Here is a 19681-nt window from a genome sequence, read left to right on the forward strand (position 1 = left end):
AGGACTTATCGGTGATCTTTTAAACCTTGTAGCAGCGTTTGTCTGGCATGAGCAACCCGAAACTGACGAAGTGCGCTTGGTGCCCAAATCAGATAATAATGAAGTTCACAGGTGCCAACGGGAGAGGGGATTTCAACCAGTTCATTGTTTTTAATTTGTTCTCTGCACAAAAATTCGGGTAAGACAGACCAACCAAAACCTTGAATAAGCAGTTTTCGTTGCGCCCTTAAGTCCTGACTAACAACAGCCGGGATTAAGCGTTCACTTTTTAATTTATTTTTTATTATCCAATTATTAATCAGTGAGAGTTCTAAATTGTAAGCGAGCATCGGCTCTGTTGTTAGCGCTAAGGTCAAATCTTTCGCCTCGATAATCCGTTGTGCAACATCAGGAGATGCAACGGGTAAGGCGCGACTGGTCATGATTCTTTCACTTTTTAAGCGGCTGTCGATAACCGGATGAGCTGAAATGCCAAGGTCACAATGCCCCTCAATGAGCATGTTATTGACGAAGGGGCCATCACCGGTATGCATTCTAACGCGTATTCCCGCTTCGAGGAGCGGTAAAAGTTGTTCCGATAAGACCTCCGAAATAAAGTCCGCATGGCCAACAAACTGCAAGACACCGGCAACATCCATCGACCTTGCTCTTGCTGAGGCTAAAGCGGCTTCTGCTAAATCTAATTTATCTCCGATATCAAGCGCCAATTCATCAGCTGCGGCAGTCGGGGTGACACCTGTTGCTAACCTTTCAAATAAAGGACGACCAATAGCGACTTCTAATCCGGCGATGTGTTGGGAGACAGCAGGCTGGGTAAGATTGAGCATGCGAGACGCGCTGCTGATGGAGCGTTGACGATAGACTTCGATAAAAGTGCGCAGACGAACAAGTGACATGATAAACCTCAGTTAATTAGGTGCCCATAAATTTATTTATACCCCTACGAAAATAACATTGTTGGCAGCAGAGCACCACTTTTATTACTATCAACGCACTAACCCAATATGCCAAATAATCAAAAGCACAAGGTTAAACACTTTTAGGTTAAGGATTGATTATTATGATGGAATCATCAAATTCGCATGTAGCATTACAGCAAGTATTACAAACCATGAAACGCGCGCATTTAACCCATGGTCCTGCCGATGTTAAACTTCGTCAAGATCGCTTACTGCGTAGTATTAATTTAATCCGCAACAACTATCAAAGACTCACTAAGGCAATGAATGACGATTTTGGACATCGTAGTTCATACCAATCACAGGTCGCCGATCTGGGCACTACGATGAAGATGTTGCAGCATGCACTTGAGAACCTGCCAGAATGGATGAAAGCAACCCTGATTGATGCTCCCGAGCCTGGTATGCAAACGCGTATTCAACATCAGCCTCTTGGTGTGGTCGGTATCATCAGCCCATGGAACTTCCCGATCAACCTGGCTTTTGGTCCGCTTGCTGGCGTGTTTGCTGCCGGTAACACCGCAATGTTAAAACCATCGGAGCTGACACCACGCACCTCTGAATTATTAGCTGAGCTGGTGGGCGCGAGCTTTGGCACCGATGAACTTGAAGTTGTTTTAGGAGACGCAGAAGTCGGCCAAGCCTTTAGTGCGTTACCTTTTGATCATCTGATTTTCACCGGCAGTAGCGCCGTTGGTAAACATGTTATGCGCGCCGCAGCAGAAAACCTGGTCCCCGTCACTCTTGAGTTAGGGGGAAAATCGCCGGTAATGATTGATAGCGATGCGGATATTACTGACGCTGTAGAAAAAACCTTAACGGTAAAAACTTTTAATGTCGGGCAAATTTGTCTCTCCCCGGACTATGTACTGCTGCCAGAAGATAAATTATCCGGTTTTGTTGAAGCTTCGAAACACTTTGTTAGTCAAGCCTTTCCGTCTATTGCTGATAATCCGGATTACACCAGCATCATCAATGATAAACATTACCAACGTTTAATTAGCTTATTAAAAGATGCCGAAGACAAAGGCGCACAAATTATCAGTTTAGCGCCTGCGGAAGAAGCACCTTACGATGCGCTCACCCGCACTATCGCACCCCATTTGGTGATTGGTGTGAATGATCAGATGGCGATTATGCAGGAGGAAATCTTTGGACCGCTATTGCCGATTAAAACCTATACGGATCGTCTCGATGCTATTGCCTACATCAATGCCAATGCACGACCATTAGCTGCATATTATTTTGGTAATAACCCAGAAAATCAGCAACATTTTGCCGATCATACAACCTCCGGTGGTTTGGTCATTAATGATGTGATGACCCATGTCAGCATTGATGATCTGCCCTTTGGCGGTGTTGGTCATTCAGGCATGGGCGCCTATCACGGAGAGCATGGTTTTAAGCAATTTTCTCATGCTAAACCCGTTGTTATTCAAAGTGCAACTAGCGCAGAAACGTCACGTTTAAGAGCACCTTATGCTGACAAACAAAGCGCGCTCGAAGCCCTGTTAAAAGGTTAATTAAACCTTAAGTTACCCCTGTTTTATACTCTAAATCAGGGGTTTATAAGTTATTGAAAATAGGGTACATAATAAATGAAACGTGATGTCTATGCATATATAACCACAGTCACGCTGGTGATTGCATTCGGGTTTAGTGCATTCCTTATTTACAGCGATAATGTTTTGCCGTTCACCACCCAAGCAACAGTTAAAACCACCTCGGTGAATGTTGTGCCGGAAGTGAAGGGCTATATCCAGGCGCTGTTTGTTCATGAAGGTGAGACCGTTGCACCGGGGACAGCACTGTTTCAAATTGATCCGCAACCCTATCAGATTGAAAAGCAAAAATCACAAGCTGCCGTTGTACAGATGAAAAGTCGTTGGACTCAGGCGCAAAAATATTTAACACGTATTAAATCATTACGTAAAGGATCATCCGTCAGTAAAGAAGCACTTGATGGTGCACAATCAGATGAAACGATAGCCTATGCCGAGTATTTATCAGCGCAAGCCAGCCTGAAAATGGCGCAACTTAATCTTGAGCGGACGCTGGTCAAAGCAAAAGAAATCAGTATTGTCACTAATTTGAGTTTCACCGAGGGGATGTATGCCTCGCCATTAACCTCTGTGATTCATTTGGTTAAAAATGAGCAGCAATGGATTGAAGCGGATTTCACTGAAAAAGGGCTAAGTTCGTTAAAACGCGATCAGGAAGTCAATATTGTTTATGATGCGCTGCCCAATAAAGTATTTAGAGGAAAAATCGCATCGATAGATCAAGCCATTAGTAGTGGCTTGAGTAATCATGAATACCTTGGTGAAATAACCTCAGAAACGCGCTGGATTAGGCCACAACAGAAGATTCGGGTGCGCGTGATCCCAGAGCAAAAATTGAATTTAATTGTTGCAGGAAGCCGCGCAAGTGTGATGCTCAGAGACGGCTCAATTATTTCAGATAGTTGGATGAGACTATTAAGCTGGTTAAGGTATATTTATTAATGTATGAGTTAATTCGCAAAACACTGATTATCGTATTGTGCTTGATGTTAAGTAAAATGCTTCATCTAACGGTCAGTGTTTATATCGTGTTATTTTCTATCGTGATTGCGACGACTTGTGATTCGAGCCATATTTGGGAAATTATTAAACGCATATTACCCTCGTTATTTGCAGCGTTAGGGGCGGTAATGGTAAACCAAGTATTTGCGATGCATCCTTTTATTATTTGGACATGCAGCATTCTGTACTTCGACCATGTGCGCCGTAAAGTCGATTCAAACCTGAAAGCAAGAATGGTCACGCTGCCGCTATTTATGATCATTTTCATTGATACCTATGCCAATAGCACGGCATACATCTTATCGATACCCGACATTGTAAGAGACCTTGTTTTAAGCACGCTTATTACCGCTTTAGTTGCCGCTTTTATCAACCACATTATGCCCATAAAACAAAAGATGGTGATGGCACCTATTGTTTCCATGCCGGTAAGGGGGGTGGATCGTTTGAAAATGCTGCTGCTGGTGGGTGTTGGTCTGGCGTTTATTATGATTAACCAAGTGACTAGCGCCGTATTTTGTTTAGTGCCACTTATTACATCGGCAATGCAACCGACACACGATCTGATGAAAACTCATTCGCGTAATAAAATGCTGTCTCAGGTGGGCGGATGCAGTCTTGCCCTTATTGTTGCGATATTTTTTTCAGGTACTGAAATTAACTTATTTACCTATTTATTTATTTCCAGCGTATTGGTTTTTACCATTTTATTGTGGTGTAACCATCCGGATAAAAATGAAGGGCTGATTCACAGCGATGCATTGATGGGTTTTTTAATTCCATATCAACTTTACATTGGCCAATATGGTAATAACTTTGGACTTAATTCAATCATTCTGCGGGCCTTTGAATTGCTTGTTGTATTGTTAATTATTTACACTATCGCCTATTGGTTAGAACGGTTAACGACCACCCGAGATGACCCGCCAAATGTTGTCGCTGCCGTTAATTGATTGTGTCATCAAGTGCCGTTGTGTTGAGGGCTATAGCGTGGATGAGTGTATTTATTCTGTGTATTTTAATATGCCAACGCCTTTAGTTGCGCCGCTTTTATTTCAACTGTGACCGATTTGAAAACGTAAATGTAATATTAAATCAATTGCTTATGATAATGGTTATGACCTTACCGCAGGCGGTTTAGTGCAATTAAAGCCTTTAATATATTCGCTTCTGGGCAAATTTATCCTACAATGGTGTTCGTTTTTTTATTGGGTGTTTTACAATTATATGTCAATTAGAATTGCTATTAATGGTTACGGACGGATAGGGCGCAGTGTAGTACGCGCATTATATGAAAATAACCGTCAAGATGAGATCAAAGTTGTGGCTATTAATGAACTTGCTGAACCGTCGGCAATTGCCCATTTAACGCAGTATGACTCCACTCATGGGCGTTTTCCTTTTCCCGTTGAATTAAACAATAATTGTTTAAGAATTAAAAATGATGATATTCATTTGCTGCGTGTCTCTGAACTTGTTGATTTACCCTGGCATGAACACGATATCGATGTCGTGTTAGATTGTACCGGTATTTACGGCTCCAGAGCCGATGCCGATGCGCATATCGCAGCCGGCGCTAAAAAAGTAATTTTTTCTCATCCGGCAGGTTCCGATGTTGATTCCACGGTTGTTTACGGAATAAACCATCAACAACTGAGCGGTGACGAAACCTTTATTTCGGGCGCATCCTGTACGACTAACTGTATGGTGCCGGTAATCGATACTTTGGATAAAACATTTGCCATTAAATGCGGCACTATTACGACCATCCATTCTTCCATGAATGATCAGCCGGTGATCGATGCATACCATTCCGACTTGCGCCGCACCCGCGCTGCAAGCCAGTCGATTATTCCCGTTGATACCAAATTGGCGGCCGGAATAGAGCGTATCCTGCCTAAATTTGCCAATAAATTTGAAGCAATTGCAGTGCGCGTGCCAACCATTAACGTGACCGCCATGGATCTCAGCATTACGGTCAGTAAAGATGTCACTATTGAAGAGATTAATGCCTGTCTGCTGAAGGCCTCTGAAACTAACTTAACGGATATTTTGGGTTACACCGAGGCGCCGCTTGTTTCAATTGATTTTAATCACGATCCCCGCTCTTGTATTATTGACGGCACGCAAACCCGCGTCAGTGACGGGAATTTAGTCAAACTATTAGTCTGGTGTGATAACGAATGGGGATTTGCCAATCGTTTATTAGATACCACTTTTTATCTGGCTAATTTGGCACAGCAAAAGAGTCAACAATCTATAACATACCCCGAATTACTTGAAGATACCGTCATTAGTAATACCGTCAATGATGAACTTCCGGAGAGAAGAAAAGTCATCTAGTTAAACGAAAAATGTTGTGTACCAACTAAGAGCCAGGTTTGTCGCCTTGCTCTTTACAATATATGCCGCATCATCAATGTGCTGTTCATGATAAATATAAGAAGGGGGACTTATTAATGACAAAAAATATTTTGGTGGTGGGGGCTTCGGGTTATGTTGGCAGTCAACTGGTCCCGGCGCTGGCGCAAAAAGGTTATAATGTCACGGCGACAGTGCGCGATCCTGGCCTATTTTCACAGGGTAGTTGGAGCAAACTCGATAATATTAAAGTAGTGGCATTAAATTTAACCGTTAATACTGATTTATCGCTTATTCTGCGGGATATTGATGTGGTTTTTTATCTTGTGCACAGCATGAATAACGGCTCGAATTTTGTTGATATTGAACTTGATAACGCTCGAAACTTTAGTGACCAGTTAAAAATGAGTCAGGTCAAACAGCTTATCTATTTAGGCTCTCTGCAACCGGCTTCCAGTGACTCCAAACATTTTATCGCACGCAAAAAAACCGGTGACATTTTAAGAAAAAGCAATGTTATCGTCACTGAATTAAGGGCCGGAATTATTGTTGGCCCGGGCTCCGCAGTTTTTGAGGTGATGCGCGATTTAGTTTATCACCTGCCTATTATGATAGCCCCTAAGTGCATAAATTCTCACAACTCACCTATTGCCTTCCAAAATCTGCTTTATTACCTGTTGGAGTTATTAAAAGTGACTGCCACTGAGCATAAAATTCTTGATGTGGCAGGGCCTGCGTTAATTAGCTATCAAAAGCAGATGCAGATAATTGCCAATTTAACGGGTAAAAAAGTACGTATTATCCCGCTGTCTATTTTAACACCTAAGATTGCCGCCCTCGGGTTTAAAGTCATTACCTCGGTACCCACAAATATTGTCAGAGCATTGGTCGAGGGAATGTGCTACGACTTAACGGCCGACGGCAAAGAGATTCAGTCTCTTATTCCACAAACATTACTTTCCTATGAACAGGCCGTGGCCCAAACCTTAGAAAATGAACAGAATATTATTAACAGTGACGTATGGGGATTTGATCCCGATGCGCTCTCTTATTGGCGACCCGGTTACGCATATTATCCCAAGCAAACGGGTCACTCTTTGAAAACGGATGTCAGTGCAGAATGCCTTTGGCGGCAGATTCAATTAATTGGTACGCAGGAAGGTTATTTTTATGCAAATTATTTATGGCGAATAAGAGAATGGATAGATCACCTTGCTGGTGGGAATTCTTTAACGCGTTATCGTAGCCAGCCTGATAAAATAGCCTTAGGTGATAGAATCGACTCCTGGAAAGTAATCGGCCTTAAAGAGAATCAATTTTTGTCTTTATTAATGGGAATGAAAGCACCAGGATTAGGACGGCTTGAATTTAGGATCGTGGATAAAGGGGCTTATCGGGAATTAGATATTCGAGCCTGGTGGCATCCTGCCGGTTTTTCAGGTTTGTTATATTGGTTTGCACTGATGCCCGCACACTTATTTATCTTCAAGGGCATGACAAAAGCCATCGTAAAAAAATGTAAGGCTAAAATGTAATTCTATTGATAGCAAGCCGATATTTACCCCGGAGAGCTGAATTTTTTAGTTGTTATAGCTATCACCTACCGTATTGTAACGGTTTATATTAAAGCGAGTTAAATGATGAAAGTGAGTATTAAACGATTAATGATAGCTTTTTTTGCCGTCAATGTAGTCGCTTGTACGGCGCTACCCTCTCAGGGTAGCGAGCAACGTACAGGCTATAAAGAGGTTGGGAAAGCCTCATTTTATGCAAATAAGTTTCAAGGAAGACTAACGGCCAGCGGAGCTGTTTTTAATCAAAATGCTAAAACAGCAGCGCATAAAAAGTTATCTTTTGGTACAAAAGTGAAAGTCACCAATTTAAAAAATAACAAATCGGTTGTTGTCATCATCAATGACCGGGGCCCTTTTGCTAAAGGGCGTATTATTGACCTGTCACGCTCGGCATTCCGCGCTATTGGTAATCCTGACTCAGGTGTTATTAAAGTGCGAGTCGAAGTTGTACGTTAGTTTGTCCGGTTGGTGATGGGGGTTATTCAGACCGGCCGCTTAATCCTTGTAAAAGATTTTCATTTAAAAATCCCTCTTTGTTAAGATTAAAGGCAATAAACCCCTTAGGATCGATTCTTGTTTTAAGTTGATATTTAATATCATCACCAGAATGTTGGCTTAGAGAGGTTAATAATTTAAATAAATCAAATATATTAACAGCCGTTTGTATCTCGACAGTTGTCTCACTGTAACCCTTTAATTTAGGGATTTGACTGGACACACCGGATAAGATTTTTTTATCATTAATATTTAGGCTTAAATTTACGCCTTCAATTTCTAAATCTTGAGCATTTGGATTTAAGACTAATAAACGTACATTAAAACGAGGCGATAGACCCGTTACCGTTGCGGGCGCTATATTAACTAAACTCACTTCTAAATCTTGTAATTGTTGCAGCTGAGTACATCCACTTAATCCAACAACAAAAAACATTATAATAAATTTATACGCAGACATATCAGTCGCTCCATTAAATTTGATAATAAATAATAAATAATAAATAATAAATAATAAATAATAAATAATAAATAATAACAGCAAAACAATATAGATTGTATTTTTCTGTTATATCAGACAATCTGTTAACCATAGGTTGTTCTAAAAGACATAATGCGTGTCTTTATAAATAAAGTGAGTACAAAAAATGTTTAGCAAAATTCATGATTTTTTAAATTCGATGATGGAAGCAGAGCCCGAAACCGCTGCCTATGATGATACTCTTGCCATTGTTTGTCTACTTTGTGAGGTCTCTCATACTGATAAAACAATGCAGCCGGAAGAGATTGCTGCGATAGAAAGTACATTATGCAAGCTGTTGTCCATTGATAAATCCAAAGCAAAAGAGTTAGTTTTGATCGCTACAGAAACAATAAAATCTTCAAATTCACTGTTCGATTTTACTTCTAAATTAAGAGAGTTAGACAGGCAATCGCGGATTAATTTAATAAGAGCAATGTGGGAAGTGGCTTATGCCGATGGCCATCTTGATCCCCTTGAAGAGGCAATTATTCGTAAGGTTGCTACATTAATATACGTTGAACACAGTATGTTTATTCAAACCAAACTGGCCGTTTCCTCTTCATAAAGCCTCCTCGTAGGCGAGCCCGCTATTAATCTGCACAATTTCACTGCAAGATATTAATTTTTAATTGTTTTTGTTACTTGCCGAGGTAACAAATGAGAGAATAAGCGCCGTCGAGTAAATAAACCAAATCATCACAGCACAGATATAAAAATAAATGACTAAAAACCATGACTTTTATATGTATTTTTTACTGACAATTCCGCCGGGTTAATTCCCGTTAAAAACCGCTTAGTATCATCAAAATTGAAATTAATGAAGGGAAAAAAGTGACAATTAAAAAATCAGGCATCATCAATAACATCGGAGCGCAGGTCGTCTTAGCTATGATCTTAGGAACCCTGGTAGGGGTTTATATGGGGGAATCGGCTTCGGTATTTTCTCCTTTAGGCGCAATATTTATTAACCTCATAAAAATGTTAGTGGTGCCTTTGGTTGCCGTTGCTATTATTACGGGAGCTGCAAATCTAGGGAATAGCCCGGCCGCAGGAAAAATTGGGATCAGTACTTTTGTGTTTTTCATGCTCACATCGGCCGTTGCTGTTGCTTTGGCGCTTGTCATGGGAGAGGTTTTTAAACCCGGAGTAGGGCTTGATTTATCGGGCCTGCACAGTATTTTCTCTAATGAATATGCGGACAAAGGTAATGTGCCCGGATTTTTCCAAACCGTATTAGGAATGATCCCGACCAATATATTTAAATCACTTACTAATTCCAATATTTTGCAAATATTGGTTTTCTGTCTTTTCTTAGGCATTGCAATGTCTAAGGTAAGAGAAGATCGCAGATTGCCACTTTTAAATATTCTTAACGGTTTGGTGGATGCCTTTGTTTGGATGATCAACGTTGTTATGCGCATAGCGCCTATTGGTGTCTTTGGTCTGATGGCGGAGTCCGTTGGTACCTTTGGTTTCGATGTGTTAACTGTGGTGATGAAGTTATTTGTTGTTTATGTTGCCGCTATTCTGTTATTCTGTTTTGGTTTTTATCCGTTATTAATCAAAATATTAACTAACACACCCGTGTGGAAATTTATCTCTGCGATGAAACGTCCTCAAGCAGTTGCGCTTTCTACGGCCTCTTCCATGGCAACCTTACCGGTGACCATGGACACAGTCGAAAAAGAGCTGCATATTTCTAACTCTACCGCTTCATTCGTATTACCCTTAGGTGCCACTATTAACATGAGTGGTAACGCCATCTACTATGGTTTAGTTGCGGTGTTTTTTGCGCAGATATTTAATATTGACCTTAGTGTGACGGCTTATGCGGCTATTATTTTTACCGCAACTATTGGGGCAATCGGCCAGGCGGGCGTTCCCGGTCCTTCCTTTCTGGTTGTTGCGGTATTATTATCAGCCGGTATTCCAATCGAAGGTCTACCGCTGTTGTTTGCGCTGGATAGGATCTTTGACATGCTTAGAACCGCGTTAAATATAACCGGTGATGCTGCCTGTGCGGTTATCGTTGATAAATTTAACCCGGAAAATCAGCCTGACGCCGAAGTGATGGCGATCAAATTAGCACAGAGTGAAAAAGTAGCGTAAAGCAAACAATGAATTAGCTGACCTTGTGTCCGGTTACTTTATACAGTAACCGGACATTTTTTAGTTTATCGATCCGCTGTTAATGTTAGTCGTTTTGTAAAATTTCTTCGAGCCACACTAACGAGCTCATTTTATCTGTCTTGATCCCCTTCTGATAGCGAATATCCTCAATAATAATAATTCAATGTGTCAAGTGGAAAAAAATTGATAAAGGAGAGCGGGTTCATGTTAATCTTATTTTTTCCTCCCTTTTATTCCAGAGACCAAGATGGATTCATCTTCTAGTGCCAATAGTACCAAATTAAGTTTTTTGCTAATTATTATTCTGGGGGCTATCTCCGCACTTACTCCGCTTGCCATTGATATGTATTTACCGGCCATGCCAAGTATTGCCAATGAGTTTGGGGTCAATGCCGGTGCCATCCAAATTACCTTAACAGCCTATACTGGCGGCTTTGCCATTGGTCAGCTGGTGCACGGTCCTTTATCCGATAGTTTTGGTCGTAAACCGGTTTTGCTGCTGGGAATATTCTTTTTTGCGCTTGCCGCTATCATAATTGCAATGAGCGGCAGTATTGACGGATTAATCTGGGGACGGGCGGCACAAGGTTTTGCCGGCGCCGCTGCAGTCGTTGTTATACAAGCTATCGTCAGAGATATGTTTGCCAAAGAAGATTTCGCTCGTACCATGTCATTTATTATTCTGGTCATGACAATTGCCCCTTTATTAGCGCCTTTAGTGGGAGGGCATCTGGCCGTTTGGTTCGGTTGGCGCTCTATTTTTTGGTTATTGGCCTTTACTGCATTTGCGGTGATTATCGCTGCCAGCTTAACTATTCCTGAAACCTTAAAAGATGAAAATAAACAGCCTTTTCGTCTGCGCACTACCTTTCGGCATTTTTATACTTTATTTACCAGACCGATGGCATTCGGGTTGATTTTTACCGGGGCTTTTTCTTTTGCGGGTATGTTTGCATTTTTAACGGCAGGCTCTTTTATTTATGTCGAATTATACGATGTAGACGTAGCAAATGTTGGTTATTTATTTTCTTTAAATATACTTTTGATGATGTTAATGACGACCTTAAATGGCAAATACGTAAAAAAATTGGGTTCGCATTTCCTGCTTCGTGCAGGCTTGACTGTGCAACTGCTCGCAAGCTTATTATTAGTGTTAGCACAGATGCTGGATCTAGGTTTATGGGGAGTTGTTGTGCCGGTGATGTTATTTGTGAGTACTATTTCAACCGTAGGCAGTAATAGTATGGCGTTGTTATTAAATGAATATCCCGAAATGGCGGGTACGGTATCCTCTTTGGCCGGATCCATTAGGTTTGGTTCAGGTGCACTGGTGGCCGCTGCGGTCTCTGTGTTACCCAGTGGCAGTGCCTGGCCGATGGTGTTGATGATGGCATTGTGCGGATTATTATCAATGACATTTTATACTTGCTTTGCCAAGGAGGCACAATAAAAATGACTAAAAAACCAGATTGTAAAACAGCAATGCTCAATATCATTACACTGGTAAGAGCTGACTTTCCTTTTGAGGATTCAAATATTAATATTTGCGGGGACAGTTGTGTTGGCTGCCCCAAAAAATTAATTGAATTAGTTGAAACGGAAATCATGCACTGGGAATCGGAACTTGCATGCGGAGAAACACCCACTTTTCAAGATATCTCTAGTTTTGCCAAATTATGCAAAAATGTGCGCAGAGGCTTGGTGCGCAACGGTCTGCTTTCCTGATTCCGCTAAGAACTGTTCATTCTCAATTTAAAAAAGATTCGTAAACAGCCAGTTATTTTACTACACCGCGTTTGATCAATGCTGCCCGTAATGTCTCAATACGATCACGGTTAACGCCAAAATCGGAATGTCCAACACGCGCTGCGGAATAAACTTCGATAATACCGTCACTTGCCTGCAGTTTTAATTTGAGATCATCAACAAATCGAAACACTGCACTTCGGCACTCAACCTGTAAGAAACTATCTGTTAATTGAACAATCTTGCAGCGCGGGATCTCACTAATGACCTTCTGCACAACAGGCCATGCCCGATCTGCTGTGGTTGCCAGTTGAAAGGGATAAATGAAGTGATTTTTATCGTTTGCATTGCTTGAAACACAATTTGGCGAACTGGGGCAATCTTCAATAATCGCCGCAGAGTGGTCGCTCTGTGGCGAATTTATTTCACTGCAGGCACTGAGAGTTAAAATAAGAGAAACCGTCAGCATGGTAAGCGTCGTTATTTTCATGTTGGTATTGTCCTTATAGACAAGGTTAAAAATTGTTTTATACATTAGCGTAGCCTAATAAAACATTATAGCTTTGACTAATGTGCAGCTCAGATCTACAGTTTTATATTAAAAACCATACTCTTTTAATTTTCCAATGCACCTTTTATTCAGCCGCGTTCAATTTTAACTTTGGAAACCTTTATTGTGAATTATAAACTGTTTTTCCTGCTGAGCTTTTGCTGCTTATTGTACGGTTGTACAAATAAATTTGTTTACAATAATATGGATTGGATTTCCAAATGGTATTTAGATGATTATGTTGAATTAAACGCACAACAAAACATTTTTTTAGCCTCGCAGTTAAATGCCGTTCATTACTGGCATCGTCACCATGAATTAGCTGAATATCGAAATCAACTTGTTAAATTCTCAGATGATCTTAAGCAACTGCCAATATCGACTGAAAAATTGCAAGCACATCTGCATAGCATTGAGATGCACTGGCAAAGATTACGCAGGAAGGGCAGTTATTATTTATCGCAAATGGCACCACTGTTAAATGCACAGCAGGTTAATTATTTATTCGATTATTTAGAACAAAAAAATCAACATCGCTTGCAGCAGTTTAAGGCGCAGAGTCTGCAGGAATATAATAACAAAAAATATCAACGAATCGTTGATTTTATAGAGGATCGTTTAGGCTCAACGACTGTTCGGCAAAAATCTTTTGTGCAGCATTTTGTGTCAAAATCAGAGTTAACTCAGGTTGAATATGTGGCTTATGTCAGGCGCTATCAGCAGGCATTAAGGTCCACGTTTGAGTCTGAAAACCCGCGGACATTAAGGGTTGAATTGAACAAATTGCTAAATGATTCAAGTAAATTTATGACTCCGGAGTACAAGCAAAAATCAAATGAAAATCGGCAACTTGCGATGCAGTTACTTTTTGAAATAAGCTCGACATTAACAGAAAAACAGTTGCTTCACCTGCGCACTGAAATTAAAGACCTGATCAGATTAATCGACAAACTTGTTGCCGATTAACTACAAAAAACCTGACATTAATTTGTATATAATATTTTCTGTACATTTATGGGAGTTATAACTCATGCCTTGTTTTCATGTCTTGTTTTCATGCATTTTCCTGCGCCTAAATAGACCACTTAATGAGTAGTATCAGCAACTGCTGATACCAAAAGATATATATCATTAAGGATTTAGTGAATTATCAGTTGTTTTAATTTATTAATATCATGGTGTGTTTCAAAAAAATCAACCACCGCATTGGCCTGTATCTGTTTTACCTGTGGCAAACGTTTTATAAAATTTTTAAGAGTGGTAAAAGAGCGATCAAATTTTGTGTCTGCTGATAATTGTTCGGCATTGTCGATAAATGTTTCGACCGTTGCCTCATCAATCAAAAAACGTACAAAGGTTAGTACCGTAAAATTCAATGAACTTTTGAGATTTGCTTTCTCGGCTTGTTGTATTCTGTCCTTCGTGCTTTCAATCTCTTCACAGAGCAGCGACACCTGCGCAGCATAGGTTAATGCATCTTTCACTTTTTCCTTTAAGAAAGATGAACTACTTTTATCAAAACGGCCAATAATTTTATCAAAAAGTTTAATTGCATCTTTTGCTTTATTAAATTTCAAAAGAATCATTGCCTTATCTTGTAAGGCTCGTGCGAGGAGTTGTTTAAAGATCAATTCGTTGCTACGGGCAAAACGAATTTGTATCTTATCGCACAGTTCAATCACCGCGAGTGGTTTCTCCTGCAGATCAAATATTGTAAGCATCTTACCCAGTGATTGAGTCACCAGATTCTGAAGTTGTGGATCCGCACTGTCTGCAAAACGTGTATAAACTGACTCGTAACCGGTAATTGATTGTTTTTGCTGTCCGACTTTATCCAGATAATCACTTTTATTGACCAGCGCTTGAGCCACAATCTGCTGCATTTCTATTTCGGGTCTTTCTCCCAATCTTGATACCAGGTCATCAAAAATAGCTAATACTTCAGTTGTTGAATCTTTTGTGCAGAGTGCAAGGGCTTTATGAATGAGTGCACGGTTAATCTCAACTTCGAAAAACAGCCCCGTTGAATCTGAAAATCTGGCGATGATTTGATCATAAACAGCAATTTCCTGTTCAACTTGATTGAGTTGCTTTAGTAAAAACCCTTTCTGAAAAAATGATTTGCTAACCTGTTGTTGTAATTCAAGAGGATCATCTGCCGTGATACGTATAATAATTTCATCATAAACTGTGATGGCCTCCTCTGTACGCTGACATGTTTGCAAGGTATGAGCTTTGTTAAACAATGCATTTGTCAGTAATAAATCACTGCTATTTGGATTGTTGATAACCTTGTCTAAAAATGAGATGGATACCAGGTAGTCTTTTTGGTGAAATAATACGATAGCCTGGTCAAAGCTGTCGGCTGCTGAATAATCAATTTTTTCTTTATGCATTAAGCGATTATTTAAAGTGATCTCAAATTTTTTAATATCGTCAGGATCTGATGTTTGATCAAACTGAGTAAGCCGAAATCTAATATCATTTTCATATTGGTCTGTTAATGATTGGTATAAGTCCGACAAACGGCCCAGATCTGCAGCAGTTTTTTGGGCGGTAAATACACGTTCATCCAATAAGCCTAAGGTTTTTTGCATACTGTTAATGTGCAAAGATTCGGTTTTTTCTATCAGACGATTAATAATTTCAGGCTCTTGCTCCTCCAACCACATAAGCGAATGTGTTTCCGCACTTTTTTTAGCATTCTTGATGGCTTTATTTTTTGCGTTAAGTGCGGAGATATAGGCAACAAAAGCAACCAATAAGCTTAATAGGGCGATTAATATTGCCAACAAACTATTATCAATAACAATATCTTTGTCTAAAATCCGGATTGATTGTCTGAATTGTAAGCTATCTCCCTGATTAATGGCGCTGTTTTGCGCATTAATTGTTTCGATATCTACTTTAAGTTTGTCTAATTGCTGCTGTAAATTTATTGCACTGTCAGTACTTTTTTCAGCGCTTAGTTCAATGTTCAGTTCAGTGTTTAGCTCAGTACTTTTTTCCGACATGGGCAGTGCGATTTTTTCAATTGCACTGATCTGATTCTGGATTGCTGGTTGCTTGTTTTGCGGCAGTTCAACTTGCTCTGCGGTAATTATTTGTGGTGCAGCTGATGTATTTTGGATATCGGCATAAACGGATGAGTTAAAACAGATTAAGAAGATGGATAAGGACAGAAAATGCATGACATTCCTCAGTTGCAGACGCTATAAAAAGCTATATTTCAGAACCATAACAGCTCAAGGCATTGAATAGAATTAAATCAACAAAAAAAACGTAATTAGGCGCTGTGACTAAAGCCGTGTTGATATTAATTAGTGGCAATTTGGATTTTAGCGCAGCTTTAAGTTTAGCCTTGATAAGTCTTAACAATAACAAAAATTGTTCTTTATATTCGAAATTCATTCTCTGACTCCTTGGCGATGGATTATTTTCTGATTGCAATTATACTTTTTAATAGCAGCCTAATTTTTAACTGTACTTAACATCTATGTTCTATGTTCTAAGCATGAACTAAGTGAAGAGTGCTGATTTGTGCTGTGCCATAAAAGATGCGCTGATTGTTTTGCTGCATCTAAACAGGAGACTAACAAGGGGAATACTATGTCTCATATAGTGGTAATAGGTGCAGGAACAGGGGGAATGTCAGGTGTTTATGAACTGCGTGATGCACTGAGTAAAAGTGAACATCAGATTACATTAATTAATGAACGTGAAGATTTTCAATTTGTACCCTCAAATCCCTGGCTCGGGGTCGGCTGGCGTAAACGTGAACAAATTAGTCTGCCGATAAAAGAGTGTGTTAATAAAAAGGGAATTGAGTTTATTGCCGGGCGAGTGACCGAGATTATTGCACATAAAAACCAGTTGAAAATTGATGATAGTCAGATACTTGATTACGATTATTTAGTGATTGCAACCGGACCTGAGCTGGCATTTGATCAAATAGAGGGGGCCGGTCCCGACGGTTTTACGCAATCCGTGTGCAGTTTAGATCACGCAGAAGCTTCCTTTGAAAATGTTAAAGCGTTAATTGAAAATCCGGGTGCTGTGGTAGTGGGAGCCTTTCAGGGAGCAAGCTGTTTTGGCCCTGCCTATGAGTATGCTTTTATTTTGGAGAAAGCGCTGCGTGATGCAAAAGTACGAGATCGTGTTCCAATGACATTTGTCACCTGCGAGCCTTACATCGGGCACTTAGGGCTTGGCGGCGTGGGCGATTCAAAAGGATTATTAGAAAGTGACCTGCGTGGCCATCATATTCATTGGATTTGTAATGCTAAAGTGAGCAGAGTTGAAGCGGGTAAAATGTATGTTGAAGAATATAACGACCGCAAAGAGGTCATAAAAAATCATGAGCTGAGCTTTAATCATGCCATGATGATCCCGCCTTTTCGTGGCGTCTCTGCCGTCGCCAATGTAGAAGGTCTGTGTAATCCAAAAGGTTTTGTGTTTGTTGATGAATACCAGCGCAGTCCTCGTTATGAAAACATTTACGCGGCGGGAGTCTGCATTGCGATTAAACCCTTAGAAGATACACCGGTGCCACTTGGCGTGCCAAAAACAGGCTATATGATTGAGTCAATGATGACCGCGATAACTCGGAATATTAGCGATGTAATTGCCGGTAAAGCGCCTTCCTATAAAGCCAGTTGGAGCGCAATTTGTCTTGCTGATATGGGGGACACGGGGGCCGCTTTTGTGGCTATTCCACAAATACCGCCGAGAAATGTGACTTGGTTTAAAAAAGGGAAATGGGTACATTTTGCAAAAGTTGCCTTTGAAAAATACTTTATGATGAAGATGAAGAATGGCACAACCGAGCCTGTTTATGAAAAATACATGCTTAAATTAATGGGTATTACCAAACTGAAATAGGTGAGCAAGGGCAGAGGCTGCAAAGCAAACCCTATTTAATGTTTGCTTTGGCATCTCTGCCCGATAGGGTTGAAAATTAATTCGATGGACAAAGATAAAATCCTATTTATTGCTTTTTATTGTAAGATTTATCTCCGTATTTTGCACCGCTGTAGGTTACAATTCATTTATAAAACACATCTACATTCAAACTTTTATTGGGTGCTGATAAACGGGAAAAAAGCTGTTAATGACGCTTTTTGCCGAACAATATCGCAGTACCGTTTTTATAGTGTTCAGCGAGATAATGATAACTAAAGGAATTTTTAGTATGAAAATGATAAAGCCATTTTTATTGTCGACCGTGGTTGCCGCGTCATTGACATTATACGGGTGTGCAAATTCTCCTACAGGCCGGCAGCAGATATTACTCTTTTCCGGTACGCAAATGTCACAACTTGGGGCGCAGTCATTCGAAGAAATAAAAGCGCAGGAAAAGATCAATACAGATAAAAAAACCAATGCCTATGTACAGTGTGTGAGCAACGCAATTACCGCCCGTATAGCGTCTAAAACTGATTTTACAGAGTGGGAAGTGGTTGTTTTTGATAGTGAACAGATCAATGCATTTGCACTGCCGGGAGGGAAAATCGGGGTTTATAGCGGTTTACTCAAGGTCGCGGTTAATCAAGATCAATTAGCAACCGTGATCGGCCATGAAATTGGTCACGTAATGGCGAACCATAGTAACGAAAGGCTGTCGAGATCCCAGTTAGCCAATACCGGATTACAATTATCGAACGTTGCTCTGGGAGGATCGGAATATCAAAGTATGGCTATGGCAGGGCTTGGTTTAGGCGTGCAGTATGGGGTGTTAATGCCCTACGGGCGTGCGCAGGAATCTGAGTCTGACACTATAGGGTTAAAACTAATGGCTGAAGCTGGATTTGACCCGCAGCAAAGTATTAACTTGTGGGAAAATATGTCTAAAGCTTCCGGTGGAAATCAGCCGCCTGAATTATTATCCACACACCCGTCAAATTCGACACGTATTCAAAACTTAAAGGCCGAGATAGCCGCTTTACCTGCAATTAATGTAAAACGTCAGAATTGTAAGTTATAACTGTTAATAGCAGTGTGGTTTTCAGATAAGAAAACCACGCCTTCATTTATGCAAATGTCTACCGTGGTATCTCATTTCTTCTTCAATCAACCAAATTCTGAACGTTTTTTGATCCGCTTTCCCTGCTGAATTATAAACCTTTATTTGCCGCTCTGTTTGCGCGCTATGTGAATGAGCAGAAGATCCATGCAGTTTTGGCATTGCTGTTTTTGCGTTTATGGCTAACATTATGGCGTTCTTTTTATGGTATTCAGTAATCAACTTTTCGATATCTTGGTAGGGGAAAAAACCTTTATCTAAAAGGCTATCGGCACTCCTTACCCTAGTACTGCAGTTGTGGTTTGTTACATGCCAAACAATGCCTTTCTCCACTGCTGTTTAGCTTGCTGATAATGGTTGAATGTCTCGACTGCTATGATCGTATTTTTATCCGTTTGTATATTAAAAATATAAGGTTTACTGGTTAGCATTCCATCTTCAGGAAAATTATTTAAATACCTGATCACTACCTGATGCATGCCATTGGTCAGTGTGAATTTGGTTTTTTGAAAATTTTGTTACTGTATTTTTGACCATCCACAGCTAAAAATTATACGCTTTTCCACCTGCTAATGTGGCCGCGTAACTGTAGGCCCGCATACATAATGTAATTAATAGGACTACAATCTCATTTAAATTCTCTTCTTTAAATACCATCTTAATAAATGCCCTTTAAATCAAAATGAAGGTGAATTTACAATTTAAGCGCTAAATCTAGCACGTAAAATATAATGGTTTATCGGAAATTTTTTTTTCT

The 19681-nt window shown here is 40.2% G+C and carries 18 protein-coding genes and 1 pseudogene; 13 read left to right on the plus strand and 6 right to left on the minus strand.

What is annotated here, in order from left to right; all coding sequences use genetic code 11:
- Positions 1–5: 5 nt before the first annotated feature.
- Entirely contained in the window at positions 6–896 is an 891-nt protein-coding gene (locus tag ACJAZP_RS03410) for a LysR family transcriptional regulator (RefSeq protein ID WP_415229330.1), read from the minus strand.
- Positions 897–1060: 164 nt separating this feature from the next.
- Between ACJAZP_RS03410 and ACJAZP_RS03415 the strand changes: the two genes are divergently transcribed.
- The 6 genes from ACJAZP_RS03415 (at position 1061) to ACJAZP_RS03440 (ending at position 7914) form a co-directional block, all read left to right on the plus strand.
- The gene (locus ACJAZP_RS03415; protein ID WP_415229331.1) at positions 1061–2482 is read left to right on the plus strand and encodes a coniferyl aldehyde dehydrogenase; all 1422 of its coding nucleotides are present in this window, start codon (positions 1061–1063) and stop codon (positions 2480–2482) included.
- Positions 2483–2557: 75 nt separating this feature from the next.
- Positions 2558–3463: an efflux RND transporter periplasmic adaptor subunit gene (locus ACJAZP_RS03420; RefSeq protein ID WP_415229332.1), complete on the plus strand. Its 906-nt coding sequence runs from the start codon at positions 2558–2560 to the stop codon at positions 3461–3463.
- Entirely contained in the window at positions 3463–4476 is a 1014-nt protein-coding gene (locus tag ACJAZP_RS03425) for a DUF2955 domain-containing protein (RefSeq protein ID WP_415229333.1), read from the plus strand. The genes ACJAZP_RS03420 and ACJAZP_RS03425 overlap by 1 nt, the downstream gene beginning before the upstream one ends.
- 274 nt (positions 4477–4750) lie before the next feature.
- Positions 4751–5866, plus strand: coding sequence for an erythrose-4-phosphate dehydrogenase (gene epd, locus ACJAZP_RS03430; protein WP_415229334.1), 1116 nt, complete (start codon positions 4751–4753; stop codon positions 5864–5866).
- Positions 5867–5982: 116 nt separating this feature from the next.
- Positions 5983–7419: a DUF2867 domain-containing protein gene (locus ACJAZP_RS03435; protein WP_415229335.1), complete on the plus strand. Its 1437-nt coding sequence runs from the start codon at positions 5983–5985 to the stop codon at positions 7417–7419.
- A gap of 102 nt (positions 7420–7521) precedes the next feature.
- A complete protein-coding gene (locus ACJAZP_RS03440; protein WP_415229336.1) occupies positions 7522–7914 on the plus strand; it encodes a septal ring lytic transglycosylase RlpA family protein in 393 nt (130 codons plus the stop codon).
- 22 nt (positions 7915–7936) lie between these two features.
- Here ACJAZP_RS03440 and ACJAZP_RS03445 read toward each other — a convergent pair whose 3' ends face one another.
- Positions 7937–8413, minus strand: a complete 477-nt coding sequence (locus ACJAZP_RS03445) for an LEA type 2 family protein (protein WP_415229337.1) — start codon at positions 8411–8413, stop codon at positions 7937–7939.
- Between the two features lie 187 nt (positions 8414–8600).
- Between ACJAZP_RS03445 and ACJAZP_RS03450 the strand changes: the two genes are divergently transcribed.
- The 4 genes from ACJAZP_RS03450 to ACJAZP_RS03465 all read left to right on the plus strand — a co-directional run bounded on the left by ACJAZP_RS03450 (position 8601) and on the right by ACJAZP_RS03465 (position 12331).
- Entirely contained in the window at positions 8601–9041 is a 441-nt protein-coding gene (locus tag ACJAZP_RS03450; RefSeq protein ID WP_415229338.1) for a TerB family tellurite resistance protein, read from the plus strand.
- 323 nt (positions 9042–9364) lie between these two features.
- A complete protein-coding gene (locus ACJAZP_RS03455) occupies positions 9365–10585 on the plus strand; it encodes a dicarboxylate/amino acid:cation symporter (RefSeq protein ID WP_415229495.1) in 1221 nt (406 codons plus the stop codon).
- 268 nt (positions 10586–10853) lie between these two features.
- Positions 10854–12056: a Bcr/CflA family multidrug efflux MFS transporter gene (locus tag ACJAZP_RS03460; protein ID WP_415229339.1), complete on the plus strand. Its 1203-nt coding sequence runs from the start codon at positions 10854–10856 to the stop codon at positions 12054–12056.
- Between the two features lie 2 nt (positions 12057–12058).
- Complete coding sequence (locus tag ACJAZP_RS03465; RefSeq protein ID WP_415229340.1) at positions 12059–12331, plus strand: hypothetical protein; 273 nt, start codon at positions 12059–12061, stop codon at positions 12329–12331.
- Between the two features lie 52 nt (positions 12332–12383).
- On the opposite strand, the gene ACJAZP_RS03470 is transcribed toward ACJAZP_RS03465, so the two are convergent.
- Positions 12384–12887 carry a DUF1499 domain-containing protein gene (locus ACJAZP_RS03470; protein ID WP_415229341.1) on the minus strand — a complete coding sequence of 168 codons (504 nt, stop codon included), beginning with the start codon at positions 12885–12887 and terminating at the stop codon, positions 12384–12386.
- 141 nt (positions 12888–13028) lie between these two features.
- Here ACJAZP_RS03470 and ACJAZP_RS03475 point away from each other — a divergent pair, with 141 nt between their 5' ends.
- Complete coding sequence (locus tag ACJAZP_RS03475; RefSeq protein ID WP_415229342.1) at positions 13029–13868, plus strand: DUF6279 family lipoprotein; 840 nt, start codon at positions 13029–13031, stop codon at positions 13866–13868.
- 173 nt (positions 13869–14041) lie between these two features.
- Here the strand turns inward: ACJAZP_RS03475 and ACJAZP_RS03480 are convergent, their stop codons facing one another.
- On the minus strand, positions 14042–16093 hold the full coding sequence (locus tag ACJAZP_RS03480) for a tetratricopeptide repeat protein (protein WP_415229343.1): 2052 nt from the start codon (positions 16091–16093) through the stop codon (positions 14042–14044).
- Between the two features lie 418 nt (positions 16094–16511).
- Between ACJAZP_RS03480 and ACJAZP_RS03485 the strand changes: the two genes are divergently transcribed.
- Together ACJAZP_RS03485 and ACJAZP_RS03490 are read left to right on the plus strand one after the other, a co-directional pair.
- Entirely contained in the window at positions 16512–17783 is a 1272-nt protein-coding gene (locus ACJAZP_RS03485; protein ID WP_415229344.1) for an NAD(P)/FAD-dependent oxidoreductase, read from the plus strand.
- A gap of 316 nt (positions 17784–18099) precedes the next feature.
- Positions 18100–18885, plus strand: coding sequence for a M48 family metallopeptidase (locus ACJAZP_RS03490; protein WP_415229496.1), 786 nt, complete (start codon positions 18100–18102; stop codon positions 18883–18885).
- Positions 18886–18927: 42 nt separating this feature from the next.
- Here the strand turns inward: ACJAZP_RS03490 and ACJAZP_RS03495 are convergent, their stop codons facing one another.
- Complete coding sequence (locus ACJAZP_RS03495; RefSeq protein WP_415229345.1) at positions 18928–19257, minus strand: DUF2057 family protein; 330 nt, start codon at positions 19255–19257, stop codon at positions 18928–18930.
- Positions 19230–19418: pseudogene (locus ACJAZP_RS03500) on the minus strand (DUF2057 family protein); the annotation flags it as partial. The gene ACJAZP_RS03495 and the pseudogene ACJAZP_RS03500, both read right to left, overlap by 28 nt.
- Positions 19419–19681: the final 263 nt, after the last annotated feature.

It is taken from the genome of Psychromonas sp. (genome assembly GCF_047632955.1).
Classification (GTDB): domain Bacteria; phylum Pseudomonadota; class Gammaproteobacteria; order Enterobacterales; family Psychromonadaceae; genus Psychromonas.

Excerpts from the sequence above, each read along its gene's own strand:
- ACJAZP_RS03440 (WP_415229336.1), top strand. The coding sequence starts at position 7,522 with ATGATGAAAGTGAGTATTAAACGATTAATGATAGCTTTTTTTGCCGTC.
- ACJAZP_RS03420 (WP_415229332.1), top strand. The coding sequence starts at position 2,558 with ATGAAACGTGATGTCTATGCATATATAACCACAGTCACGCTGGTGATT.
- ACJAZP_RS03450 (WP_415229338.1), top strand. The coding sequence starts at position 8,601 with ATGTTTAGCAAAATTCATGATTTTTTAAATTCGATGATGGAAGCAGAG.
- ACJAZP_RS03470 (WP_415229341.1), bottom strand. The coding sequence starts at position 12,887 with ATGTATAAAACAATTTTTAACCTTGTCTATAAGGACAATACCAACATG.
- ACJAZP_RS03410 (WP_415229330.1), bottom strand. The coding sequence starts at position 896 with ATGTCACTTGTTCGTCTGCGCACTTTTATCGAAGTCTATCGTCAACGC.
- ACJAZP_RS03460 (WP_415229339.1), top strand. The coding sequence starts at position 10,854 with ATGGATTCATCTTCTAGTGCCAATAGTACCAAATTAAGTTTTTTGCTA.
- ACJAZP_RS03485 (WP_415229344.1), top strand. The coding sequence starts at position 16,512 with ATGTCTCATATAGTGGTAATAGGTGCAGGAACAGGGGGAATGTCAGGT.
- ACJAZP_RS03445 (WP_415229337.1), bottom strand. The coding sequence starts at position 8,413 with ATGTCTGCGTATAAATTTATTATAATGTTTTTTGTTGTTGGATTAAGT.
- ACJAZP_RS03490 (WP_415229496.1), top strand. The coding sequence starts at position 18,100 with ATGATAAAGCCATTTTTATTGTCGACCGTGGTTGCCGCGTCATTGACA.
- ACJAZP_RS03425 (WP_415229333.1), top strand. The coding sequence starts at position 3,463 with ATGTATGAGTTAATTCGCAAAACACTGATTATCGTATTGTGCTTGATG.
- ACJAZP_RS03455 (WP_415229495.1), top strand. The coding sequence starts at position 9,365 with ATGATCTTAGGAACCCTGGTAGGGGTTTATATGGGGGAATCGGCTTCG.
- ACJAZP_RS03415 (WP_415229331.1), top strand. The coding sequence starts at position 1,061 with ATGATGGAATCATCAAATTCGCATGTAGCATTACAGCAAGTATTACAA.
- ACJAZP_RS03480 (WP_415229343.1), bottom strand. The coding sequence starts at position 16,093 with ATGCATTTTCTGTCCTTATCCATCTTCTTAATCTGTTTTAACTCATCC.
- ACJAZP_RS03465 (WP_415229340.1), top strand. The coding sequence starts at position 12,059 with ATGACTAAAAAACCAGATTGTAAAACAGCAATGCTCAATATCATTACA.
- ACJAZP_RS03435 (WP_415229335.1), top strand. The coding sequence starts at position 5,983 with ATGACAAAAAATATTTTGGTGGTGGGGGCTTCGGGTTATGTTGGCAGT.
- epd (WP_415229334.1), top strand. The coding sequence starts at position 4,751 with ATGTCAATTAGAATTGCTATTAATGGTTACGGACGGATAGGGCGCAGT.